At 64.4% G+C, this 11,191-nt stretch carries 8 protein-coding genes; 1 reads left to right on the top strand and 7 read right to left on the bottom strand.

The features are described from left to right. Window positions 1-9: 9 nt before the first annotated feature. The 7 genes from lpdA to sdhC all read right to left on the bottom strand — a co-directional run bounded on the left by lpdA (window position 10) and on the right by sdhC (window position 9,371). The gene (lpdA, locus tag EKG36_RS15975; RefSeq protein ID WP_126485887.1) at window positions 10-1,449 is read right to left on the bottom strand and encodes a dihydrolipoyl dehydrogenase; all 1,440 of its coding nucleotides are present in this window, start codon (window positions 1,447-1,449) and stop codon (window positions 10-12) included. A gap of 51 nt (window positions 1,450-1,500) precedes the next feature. After that, window positions 1,501-3,060, bottom strand: a complete 1,560-nt coding sequence (gene odhB, locus EKG36_RS15970) for a 2-oxoglutarate dehydrogenase complex dihydrolipoyllysine-residue succinyltransferase (RefSeq protein ID WP_126485885.1) — start codon at window positions 3,058-3,060, stop codon at window positions 1,501-1,503. Between the two features lie 42 nt (window positions 3,061-3,102). Next, window positions 3,103-5,937, bottom strand: a complete 2,835-nt coding sequence (locus tag EKG36_RS15965) for a 2-oxoglutarate dehydrogenase E1 component (protein WP_126485883.1) — start codon at window positions 5,935-5,937, stop codon at window positions 3,103-3,105. A gap of 216 nt (window positions 5,938-6,153) precedes the next feature. Beyond that, window positions 6,154-6,864, bottom strand: coding sequence for a succinate dehydrogenase iron-sulfur subunit (locus EKG36_RS15960; protein WP_126485881.1), 711 nt, complete (start codon window positions 6,862-6,864; stop codon window positions 6,154-6,156). A gap of 12 nt (window positions 6,865-6,876) precedes the next feature. Next, complete coding sequence (gene sdhA, locus EKG36_RS15955; protein ID WP_126485879.1) at window positions 6,877-8,649, bottom strand: succinate dehydrogenase flavoprotein subunit; 1,773 nt, start codon at window positions 8,647-8,649, stop codon at window positions 6,877-6,879. Window positions 8,650-8,652: 3 nt separating this feature from the next. Continuing rightward, window positions 8,653-9,000 (bottom strand): succinate dehydrogenase, hydrophobic membrane anchor protein, encoded by a 348-nt coding sequence (gene sdhD / locus EKG36_RS15950; RefSeq protein ID WP_126485877.1) that lies wholly within the window; start codon window positions 8,998-9,000, stop codon window positions 8,653-8,655. Further along, on the bottom strand, window positions 8,994-9,371 hold the full coding sequence (gene sdhC / locus EKG36_RS15945; RefSeq protein ID WP_126485875.1) for a succinate dehydrogenase, cytochrome b556 subunit: 378 nt from the start codon (window positions 9,369-9,371) through the stop codon (window positions 8,994-8,996). Before sdhC ends, sdhD begins: the two co-directional genes overlap by 7 nt. Before the next feature lie 460 nt (window positions 9,372-9,831). Between sdhC and gltA the strand changes: the two genes are divergently transcribed. After that, complete coding sequence (gene gltA / locus EKG36_RS15940; RefSeq protein ID WP_126485873.1) at window positions 9,832-11,118, top strand: citrate synthase; 1,287 nt, start codon at window positions 9,832-9,834, stop codon at window positions 11,116-11,118. The last annotated feature ends 73 nt before the right edge of the window (window positions 11,119-11,191 follow it).

Raw genomic sequence — 11,191 nt, 5'->3', positions numbered from 1 at the left:
CTTGTTGTCTTACTTGCGTTTCTTGCGGTTGGCCATATGGATGGCATGGCCTTCCACGGCCAGCGCGGCCTCGTGCACGGCTTCCGACATGGTCGGGTGCGCGTAGCAGGAGAGCGCCAGGTCCTCGGCGCTGGAGCCAAACTCCATGGCAATCACGCCCTGGGCAATCATCTCGCCGGCGTGCTGGCCGACGATGTGCATGCCCAGCATACGATCGGTCTCGGCGTCGGCGATCACCTTGGCCTGACCCTCGGTGGCATTGTTGGCCATGGCGCGACCGCTGGCGGCGAACGGGAAGGCGCCGGTCTTGACCTTGATGCCGGCGGCCTTGGCGTCCTGCTCGGTCATGCCGACCCAGGCCACTTCCGGGAAGGTATAGATGACGTTGGGGATGGCATCATAGTTCATCTCGGCCTTGTGGCCGGCGATGATGTCCGCAACCATGATGCCCTCCTCGGAGGCCTTGTGCGCCAGCATCGGGCCCCGCACGCAGTCGCCGATGGCATAGACGCCCGGGACGCTGGTCCGGCACTGGTCGTCGACGTGGATGAAGCCCCGCTCGTCGAGGTCGACGCCGACGCCGTCACCGATCACGCCCTTGGTGTAGGGCTTGCGGCCAACACAGACGATCAGCTTGTCGAAGGTGAGCTCCTGCTCGCCCTGGCTGTCGGAGTACTTGACCACGACCTCGTCGCCCTTGACCTCGGAGCCGGTGACGCGGGCACCGAGCTTGATGTCCAGGCCCTGCTTCTTGAGCAGCTTCTGGGTTTCCTTGGCGATGGCGGAATCGACCATCGGCAGGAAGTCATCCATGGCCTCGAGGACGGTGACCTCGCTGCCCAGGCGGCTCCACACGCTGCCGAGTTCGAGGCCGATGACACCGGCGCCGATCACCCCCAGCCGCTTCGGGGTCTCCTGGAATTCCAGGGCCCCGGTGGAGTCGACGATCAGCCCCTCGGTCAGCGGCGTCGGCGGGATCTCCACCGGCACGGAACCGGCGGCGACGACGATGTTGTCCGCCTCATAGCTGGCACTGTTGCCGTCCTTGTCGGTGACCTCGACCTGCTTGCTGCCGGTCACCTTGCCGGTGCCTTCCAGGGCAGTGACGCCGTTGGCCTTGAACAGGCCGGCGATGCCGCCGGTCAGGTTCTTAACGATCGTGTCCTTGCGGGCCATCATCTTCTTGACGTCCATGGTGACGTCACCGGCCTCGATCCCCATGTCGTCGAAGTCATGCTTGGCCTCGACGAACTTGTGGGAGGCCTCCAGCAGCGCCTTGGACGGGATGCAACCCACGTTCAGGCAGGTCCCGCCGTGGACCACCTTGCCTTCCTTGCCGATCCACTTCTCGACACAGGCGGTCTTCAGGCCCAGCTGAGCGGCACGGATGGCGGCAACGTAGCCGCCGGGGCCCGCACCAATGACGATCACATCAAACTTGTCGGCCATGTTGGCTCCTATGCATTGCGCTTCGCTGAAATACGTAGTGCGGTCCGCGGATCAGATGTCCAGCAGCAGGCGCGCCGGATCCTCGAGCAGTTCCTTGATGGTCACCAGGAATTGCACCGCGTCCTTGCCGTCGATCATGCGGTGATCGTATGACAGCGCCAGGTACATCATCGGGCGGATCTCGACCTGGCCGTTCACCGCCATGGGGCGCTCCTGGATCTTGTGCATGCCCAGGATGGCGGTCTGCGGCGGGTTGAGGATCGGCGTCGACATCAGCGAGCCGAAGATACCGCCGTTGGTGATGGTGAAGGTGCCACCCTGCATCTCGTCGATGCCGAGCTTGCCGTCACGGGCGCGCTTGCCGAAATCGACGATGCCCTTCTCGACGTCGGCGATCTTCATGCTGTCGGTGTCACGCAGCACCGGCACGACCAGGCCACGATCCGTGGACACGGCCACCCCGATGTCCTGGTAGCCGTGATAGACGATGTCGGTGCCGTCGATGGAGGCGTTGACGTCCGGGAAGCGCTTGAGGGCCTCGGAGGCCGCCTTGACGAAGAAGCCCATGAAGCCGAGCTTGGTGTCGTGGGCCTTGAGGAAGGTGTCCTTGTACTGGGCGCGCAGGTCCATGACCGCACCCATGTCCACCTCGTTGTAGGTGGTCAGCATGGCGGCCGTCTGCTGGGCCTGGACCAGGCGCTTGGCGATGGTCTGGCGCAGGCGGCTCATCGGCACGCGCTTCTCGGGGCGCTCACCCTCGACGGCCGGGGCGGCGGCTGCGGCAGCCTGGACCGCACCGCCAGCCGGCTTGGTCGCCTTCTTGGCGGAGCCATCCTTCACGGCCTTCTGCACGTCTTCCTTGAGGACGCGGCCGCCCTTGCCGGTGCCCTCGAGCTTGCTGACGTCGAGGTCGTGCTCGGCGACCAGCTTGCGGGCTGCCGGGGCGAGGATCTTGTCGCCGACCTTCGCGTCGCTGGCGCCATCGTCGGCGGACGCCGGCGCCTTGTCCTCGCCGCCGCTCTCGTCGGCACCGCCGGCACCCTCGGTGAACAGCGCGAGCACGGCCTCGGACTCCACCTGGCTGCCCTCCTCGGCCTTGATCTCGCTGAGCGCGCCGTCGGCCGGCGCCACCACCTCGAGCACCACCTTGTCGGTCTCGATCTCGGCCAGTACCTCGTCGCGCTTGACCGCCTCGCCGACCTGCTTGTTCCAGCTGGCCACGGTGCCTTCCTGGATGGACTCGGGGAAGGTCGGGGCCTTCACCTCGTGCTGCTTGCCGCCGCCGGCCGGTGCCTTGGCCTCGGCCGGTGCCTTGGCCTCGGCTGGCGCCTCGGACGCGGCCTCGGCCCCGCCCCTCTCGCCGCCGCTTGCGGCGCCCTCGCCAATCCGGCCCAGCACTTGCTCAGACTCGACGGTATCGCCTTCCTCCACCAGCACCTCGGCGAGGGTGCCGGCCTCGGGTGCCACGACCTCGAGCACCACCTTGTCGGTCTCGATCTCGACGATCAGCTCGTCACGCTCGACGCTGTCGCCCGGCTTCTTGTGCCAGGCGGCCACGCTGCCTTCGGCAACGGATTCCGGAAAGGTGGGTGCCTTGATCTCGGTAGCCATGTCGTTTCCCTTGTGTGTTCTCTCTCGTCCCGGTGGGCTGCCTTAGAGGTTGAAGGCGTCTTCCACCAGCTGGCGCTGCTGTTCGGTATGCACGGACATGTAGCCCGCCGCGGGGGCTGCCGAGGCCGGCCGGCCGGCAAACTTGAGCTTGCCGCCCAGGCCCGCCTTGAGGCGTTCGGCGACGCTCCGCATGTGGTGCTGGCTGGGATACCAGGCCCCCTGGTTGAGCGGCTCCTCCTGGCACCACACCACGTCGGTGACATTGGTGTAGTGCTGGATCGCCTCGAAGAGCTCTTCTTCGGGGAAGGGGTAGAGCTGCTCGAGGCGCAGGATGGCCACGTCGTCCCGAGCGTTCTCCTCGCGCCAGTTGGCCAGGTCGTAGTAGACCTTGCCGGCACACAGGACGATGCGCTCGACCTGCGCCGCCTCGCGCTCGCCCTGGTCGGGGATGACCATCTGGAAGGTGCCGTTGGCCAGTTCGTCCAGGCTGGACGTGGCCTCCTTGTGGCGCAGCAGGCTCTTGGGCGACATCACCACCAGGGGCTTTCTCAGCTTGCGGATCACCTGGCGACGCAGCAGATGGAAGATCTGGGCCGGGGTGGTCGGCACGCAGACTTGCATGTTGTGCTCGGCACACAGCTGCAGGAAGCGCTCGAGGCGCGCCGAGGAGTGCTCGGGGCCCTGTCCCTCGTAGCCATGGGGCAGCAGCATGGTCAGACCGCACAGCCGCTCCCACTTGGTCTCGCCCGAGGAGATGAACTGGTCGACCACCACCTGGGCGCCGTTGAAGAAGTCACCGAACTGGGCTTCCCAGATCACCAGATCGTTGGGGGCCGTGGTCGAGTAGCCGTACTCGAAGGCCAGCACCGCCTCTTCCGACAGGAAGGAGTCGTGGATGGTGAAGCGTGGCTGGCCATCGGCCAGGTGCTGGAGCGGCACGTAGGTAGTGCCGTCCTTCTGGTTGTGCACGACGGCGTGGCGATGCGAGAAGGTACCGCGACCCACGTCCTGGCCGGTCAGGCGTACCGGATGGCCCTGGTCGAGCAGGGTGGCATAGGCCAGGGTCTCGGCGAACCCCCAGTTGGCGGCCATGCCGCCGGCCTGCATCTTGCGGCGATCATCATAGATCTTGGCCACCTGGCGCTGGACAGCGATGCCGTCGGGGATCTCGCACATCCGCGCTGCCAGGTGCTGCAGGCGCTTGAGGTCGAAACTGGTATCGGTGTGGCCAGACCACTCGTGGCCCAGGTAGGGCTTCCAGTTGACGAACAGCGCCGTATTGGGCTTCTGCACCAGGGCATTGGCGACGTGGTTGCCGGCCACCAGATCGTCCCGGTACTTCTCCATCATGGCCTTGGCATCGTCGTCGCTGAGCAGCCCCTGCTTGACCAGGCGCTCGACGTAGCGGGTCCGCGAGGACGGGTGGGCCTTGATCTTGCCGTACATCATCGGCTGGGTGCCGGAGGGCTCGTCCGCCTCGTTGTGACCGCGGCGGCGATAGCAGACCAGATCGATGACCACGTCCTTCTTGAACTGCTGACGATAGTCCAGCGCCACCTGGGTGGCATGCAGCACGGCATCGGGATCGTCGCCATTGACGTGGAAGATCGGCGCCTGGACCATCTTGGCGATATCGGTGCAGTACTCGGTGGAACGCGAGTCCAGCGGGTGCGAGGTGGTGAAACCCACCTGGTTGTTGATCACGATATGCACCGTACCGCCGGTGCGGTAGGCGCGGGTCTGGGACATCTGGAAGGTCTCCATGACCACGCCCTGGCCGGCGAAGGCCGCGTCACCGTGCACGTTGATCGGCAGCACCTTGCCACCTTCATGGTCGTTGCGGCGATCCTGGCGGGCCCGTACCGAGCCCTCCACCACCGGCGCGACGATCTCCAGATGGGAGGGGTTGAACGACAGCGCCAGGTGGACCTCGCCCCCCGGTGTCATGACGTTCGAGCTGAACCCCTGGTGGTACTTGACGTCACCGGAGCCTCGCTCGACCACCTTCTTGCCGTCGAACTCGTCGATCAGTTCGGAGGGGTTCTTGCCGAGGATGTTGACCAGCACATTGAGACGCCCGCGGTGGGCCATGCCGATCACCACTTCCTTGGTGCCGTAGCCACCGGCGCGCTGGATCAACTCGTCCATCATGGGAATGAAGGACTCACCGCCTTCCAGGCCAAAGCGCTTGGTGCCAGGGTACTTGGAGGCCAGGTAGCTCTCCAGACCCTCTGCGGCGCTCAGGCGCTCCAGTACGTGCTTGCGCACGTCATCGCTGAACCTTGGTGCCGAGCGCACCGACTCGAAACGCTGCTGCAGCCAGCGTTTCTCCTCGGTGTCGACGATATGCATGATCTCGCAGCCGATGCTTCGGCAATAGGTCTGCTCCAGCGCCTCGACGATCTCCTTCAGCGGCGCCTTGTCCACGCCGAGAAAGAAGGAACCGGTCTGGAACTCGGTGTCCAGGTCGGCCTTGGAGAGCTGATGGAAGGACAGGTCGAGGTCGGGCACCGGGGTCGGGCTGCGCAGATCGAGGGGATCGATGTTGGCCTTCTGGTGCCCGCGGAAGCGGTAGGCGTTGATCAGCTGCAGCACCTTGACCTGCTTGCGGCTCGCGTCGCTCTCGGAGGCGGCGGCGGTCTGGGCGGTGCGGCGCTGACGGCCTAGCTGATAGAACTCTTCTCGGGTCGGGGCAAGCGGAACGTCGCTGGTGGCGCTGCCGTCAGGTCTCGGCAGTTGGTCGAAGTACTGGCGCCATTCGTCGGGAACGGCGGAGGGGTCATCGAGGTACTGCTCGTAGAGCGCTTCCACATAGTGGACATTACTGCCACTGACGTGGGAGGAGCGCCACATCAACTCCATTATGCCTTGTTGCATTTCTCGGTCACCCTGCACTGATGGGGTGGTATCGGCGTCGCCACGGCTCACCCGTGGCGACATCGGGGGTGGCCTGCCGAGGCCGGACACCTTTCATTCGATGGTCAAGAGCCGGTGCACAAGGCACCGGCTCTTCGACGACACACCGGGTCAAGGCTGCGACCACGTGCCGCAGCTCAGGGCCGGTGCGTATGATAACAAGCCGACGGCCACGATTTAAGTGGCATTCGCCAGCAGCATCTCGCGGATCTTGCCGATCGCACGTGTCGGGTTGAGACCCTTGGGGCATACGGCCACGCAGTTCATGATGCCCCGGCAGCGGAATACGGAGAACGGATCTTCGAGCTCGGCCAGGCGCTCGCGAGTGGCCTCGTCCCGGGAGTCAGCCAGGAAGCGATAGGCCTGCAGCAGGCCGGCCGGGCCAACGAACTTGTCCGGGTTCCACCAGAACGACGGGCAGGCGGTCGAACAGCAGGCGCACAGGATGCACTCGTAGAGACCGTCGAGCTTGTCGCGCTCCTCCGGCGACTGCAGGCGCTCGATGGCCGGCGCCGGCTGGTCGTTCTGCAGGTACGGCTGGATGCGCTCGTACTGCTTGTAGAACAGCCCCATGTCGACCACCAGGTCACGGATCACCGGCAGGCCGGGCAGCGGACGCAGCGTGAGCTTGCCCTTCTTGACCACCTCGGACAGCGGCGTGATGCAGGCCAGGCCGTTCTTGCCGTTCATGTTCATGCCGTCGGAACCGCAAACGCCCTCGCGGCAGCTGCGACGATAGGCCAGGCCGTTGTCCTGTTCCTTCACCAGATGCAGCACATCCAGCACCATCAGGTCGCGACCCTGGGTGTCGACCTGGAACTCCTCCATGTAGGGGGCGGAGTCCGTTTCCGGGTTGTAGCGGTACAGGGATACCTGAAGCTTGGACATCGTGACTCCCCCTCAGTAAGTGCGGACTTTCGGCTCGAACATGTCGACGGTCTTGGGCGCGAAGTTGACCTCGCGCTGTCCCAGTCGCTTCTCGGCCGGGAAGTACATCGAGTGCTTCAGCCAGTTGACGTCGTCGCGATCCGGGTAATCGTAGCGGGAATGGGCGCCACGACTTTCCTTGCGCTCCAGGGCAGCAACGGCGGTGGCCTCGGCAACCTCCATCAGATTGTCGAGCTCCAGTGCCTCCACCCGGGCGGTGTTGAAGGTGTTCGACTTGTCCGGCAGGTAGGCATTGTTGATGCGCTCACGGAGCTCTGCCAGCTGCTTGACGCCCTTCTGCATGTTGTCTTCCTGACGGAAGACGCCGAAGGCGTTCTGCATGATGTCCTGCAGATCGCGCTTGAGCTCGGGCACGGTCTCGCCACTCTCGGATTCGTTCCAGCGGTTCATGCGCTTCATGGCCGACTCGACGTCGGACTCGCTGGCCTCGAGGTACTCGATGCCCTCGTTGAGGGCGCTCTCGATGAACATGCCGGCGGCACGGCCGAAGACCACCAGGTCGAGCAACGAGTTGCCGCCCAGGCGATTGGCACCGTGCACCGAGACACAGGCCGCCTCGCCGCAGGCGAACAGGCCGTTGATGATCTTGTCGTTGCCCTCGGCGTCTTGCATGATCGCCTGCCCGTGCACGTTGGTGGGCACGCCACCCATCATGTAGTGGCAGGTCGGCACCACCGGGATCGGCTCCTTGGCCGGATCCACGTGGGCAAAGGTCTTGGACAGCTCGACGATGCCCGGCAGGCGCTTGCCGAGGACTTCCTCGCCCAGATGGTCCAGCTTGAGGTAGACGTGGTCGCCCTTCTCGCCGCAACCACGGCCCTCGAGGATCTCCATGACCATGGAGCGGGCGACCACGTCACGGCCGGCCAGGTCCTTGGCGTTGGGCGCATAGCGCTCCATGAAACGCTCGCCGTCCTTGTTGATCAGGTAGCCGCCCTCGCCGCGGCAGCCCTCGGTCACCAGGGTGCCCGCGCCGTAGATGCCGGTCGGGTGGAACTGCCACATTTCCATGTCCTGCATCGGGAAACCGGCGCGCAGCGCCATGCCGATGCCGTCCCCGGTGTTGATCAGGGCGTTGGTGGTGGAGGCGTAGATCCGGCCGGAGCCGCCGGTGGCCAGGACGGTGGCCTTGGACTTGACGTGAACCACGTCGCCGGTCTCGATGTCCATGGCGATGCAACCCACCACATCGCCGTTGGCGTTTTTGACCAGGTCGACGGCGTACCACTCGTTGAGGAAGGTGGTATTGTTCTTCAGGTTGTTCTGGTAAAGGGTGTGCAGCAGCGCATGGCCGGTCCGGTCGGCGGCGGCGCAGGTGCGGGCGGCCTGCCCTCCCTCACCGAAGTTCTTGGACTGGCCGCCGAACGGGCGCTGGTAGATGCGACCGTTGTCGAAGCGGGAGAACGGCAGGCCCATGTGCTCCAGCTCGAAGACCGCCTTGGGGCCCTCGGAGCACATGTATTCGGCGGCGTCCTGGTCGGCGATGTAGTCCCCGCCCTTGACGGTGTCGTACATGTGCCAGCGCCAGTCGTCGTTGGGGTCGGCGGAGGCGATGGCACAGGTGATGCCGCCCTGGGCGGACACGGTGTGCGAGCGGGTCGGGAAGACCTTGGACAGCACGGCAGTCTTCTTGCCGGACTTGGCCAGCTCGAGGGCGGCCCGCAGGCCGGCACCGCCACCGCCGATGATGATGGCGTCGAAGGTCAGGCTACGCAGGTTGGACATGGATCAGGCTCCCCACAGAACTTGGATGCCCCAGACCAGGAACACGAAGATGGCCAGGATGATGACGGTCTGGGTCGCAATACGAATGCCGGTCGGCTTGAGATAGTCGGTGGTCACGGTCCACAGCCCGACCCAGGCGTGGGCGGCCAGGGACACGAAGGCCAGCAGCGAGAAGATACGCATCCATGTCTGGGCGAAGAGCCCGTTCCAGGTCATGTAATCCAGGCCCGGATGCAGCAGCAGGTAGCCGACAATAAAGAGAGAGTAGAGGGCCAGAATGATGGCCGAGACGCGCTGGACAAGCCAGTCGGACAGACCGCTGCGTCCGAAGTTCGTGACGTTGGTTACCATACCCAGACTCCAGCCAGAATGATCAGGACCACGCTCACCACGACGGTGATCTGTGCCTTCTTGACGCCCCCCTCGAGGGTCACGCCGATGTCGATATCCATCAGCAGGTGCTTGATGCCGGCCACGAAGTGAAAGGCCAGCGCCGACAGCAGTCCCCAGGCGATCAGCTTGGCCAGGAAATTGTGAGCCAGCGCGTCGGTCACGGCGGCGAAGCCGGCGGGCGACGACAGTGACGTGTCGAGGGCCCAGAAGGCGAAGATCAGGCCGATGAAAAGGATGACGCCGGTGATGCGGTGGGCAATCGACGTCAAGGCGGGGAGGGGGAACTGTATCGTGGACAGGTCCAGATTTACGGGTCGTTTGCTATTCACGGCTCTCTACACACTCTCTTGGCCCGCGGGTGGACGCTCGGGCGAGGCCCGACACGGGCGGTGGTTTCGGGAAGGGACAGGACCATGACCCCTGGGGGGTCGTGATCGTCGTTTCCTGCCAGTCGCGCGACAGGATTATAGGGTCATGCCCCACCCATGACAAATGGCCGTCCCGCCGACTCGACCATGGTGGAAGGCCCCGAAGTGTGCCCGAAATACCGTCGTCAGGGGACTTGTCCCGATGACGTCGCGGGCCGCGGCGGGCCGGGGCTGCGGATGATGCAGAGCATCATTTCCTGTACAGAAAGTATACTAGCAGAAGGACCTGGTACAGCACGAGAAGGGCTATGGGCTAATTGACAATCTCCAAGACGCTTCTATAGTGGGCGAACCTTTTCGCCGGCAAGTTCTGCGAAATAACGACTTATCGCGCCACCATGAACTCGAGAGGAGGCCAGTTATGGCTGACAGAAAAGCGACATTGACGGTAGAGGGTCTGGACCAGCCGATCGATCTGCCGATCTACTCGGGCACCGTGGGGCCAGACGTCATCGATGTGCGCGGCCTCGGCGCGCAGGGCCTCTTTACCTACGACCCCGGCTTCATGGCGACCTCCTCTTGCCAGTCGGCGATCACCTACATCGATGGCGGCAAGGGCGTCCTGCTGCACCGCGGCTACCCCATCGAGCAACTGGCGAAGCACTCGAACTTCGTCGAGATGTGCTACATGCTGCTGTTCGGCGAACTGCCCGACAAGGCCCAGTACCAGGATTTCGAGGGTCGCGTGCGCGGCCACACCATGGTCCACGAGCAACTGGCCAACTTCTACAAGGGCTTCCGGCGCGACGCCCACCCGATGTCCATCCTGTGCGGCGTGGTTGGCGGCCTGGCGGCCTTCTACCATGACCACCTGGACATCACCCAGCCGCAGGACCGCGAGATCAGCGCCATTCGCCTGATCGCCAAGATGCCAACGATCGCGGCGATGTCCTACAAGTACAATATTGGCCAGCCGTTCAACTATCCCCGCAACGACCTGAGCTATGCAGAGAACTTTCTCTACATGATGTTCAGCAACCCTTGCGAGGAGTATCGGGTCAATCCGGTGTTCGCCAAGGCCATGGACCGCATCTTCATGCTGCATGCCGACCATGAGCAGAACGCCTCCACCTCCACGGTGCGCCTGGCCGGCTCCACCGGGGCCAATCCCTTCGCCTGCATCAGCGCCGGCATCGCCGCCCTCTGGGGCCCGGCCCATGGTGGTGCCAACGAGGCCGTGCTGAACATGCTCGACGAGATCGGCGACGAGTCCGAGGAGAACATTCAGCGCTTTATCGACAAGGCCAAGGACAAGGACGATCCCTTCAAGCTGATGGGCTTCGGGCACCGCGTCTACCGCAACTTCGATCCGCGGGCCAAGGTGATGAAGGAGACCTGCGACGAGGTACTGGCCGAGCTGGGCATGGCCGACGATCCCCAGCTCAAGATCGCCAAGCGCCTGGAGCAGATCGCCCTGGAGGACGAGTACTTCATCGAGCGCAAGCTGTACCCCAATGTCGACTTCTACTCCGGCATCATCCTCAAGGCCATGGGCATCCCGACCAACATGTTCACCGTGATCTTCGCGGTGTCTCGGACCATCGGCTGGATCTCCCACTGGAACGAGATGGTCACCGACAGCTACAAGATCGGCCGCCCGCGCCAGCTCTATGTGGGTCACGACCAGCGCGACTATCCCAGCGAGTAAGTCGCCACCCTGCAGCATCCTTGAAGAAGGCCGCCCCCGGGCGGCCTTCTGCGTTTCGAAGACCATCAAGCGA

Source organism: Halomonas nitroreducens (assembly GCF_003966155.1).
Taxonomy (GTDB): domain Bacteria; phylum Pseudomonadota; class Gammaproteobacteria; order Pseudomonadales; family Halomonadaceae; genus Halomonas; species Halomonas nitroreducens.
Note: the sequence above shows the minus strand (reverse complement) of the source record. Positions and strands in the feature narration are given on the sequence as shown.

Bases quoted from the DNA above. Each gene is read 5' to 3' on its own strand.
- lpdA (WP_126485887.1), bottom strand. From the start codon at position 1,449: ATGGCCGACAAGTTTGATGTGATCGTCATTGGTGCGGGCCCCGGCGGC.
- odhB (WP_126485885.1), bottom strand. From the start codon at position 3,060: ATGGCTACCGAGATCAAGGCACCCACCTTTCCGGAATCCGTTGCCGAA.
- EKG36_RS15965 (WP_126485883.1), bottom strand. From the start codon at position 5,937: ATGCAACAAGGCATAATGGAGTTGATGTGGCGCTCCTCCCACGTCAGT.
- EKG36_RS15960 (WP_126485881.1), bottom strand. From the start codon at position 6,864: ATGTCCAAGCTTCAGGTATCCCTGTACCGCTACAACCCGGAAACGGAC.
- sdhA (WP_126485879.1), bottom strand. From the start codon at position 8,649: ATGTCCAACCTGCGTAGCCTGACCTTCGACGCCATCATCATCGGCGGT.
- sdhD (WP_126485877.1), bottom strand. From the start codon at position 9,000: ATGGTAACCAACGTCACGAACTTCGGACGCAGCGGTCTGTCCGACTGG.
- gltA (WP_126485873.1), top strand. From the start codon at position 9,832: ATGGCTGACAGAAAAGCGACATTGACGGTAGAGGGTCTGGACCAGCCG.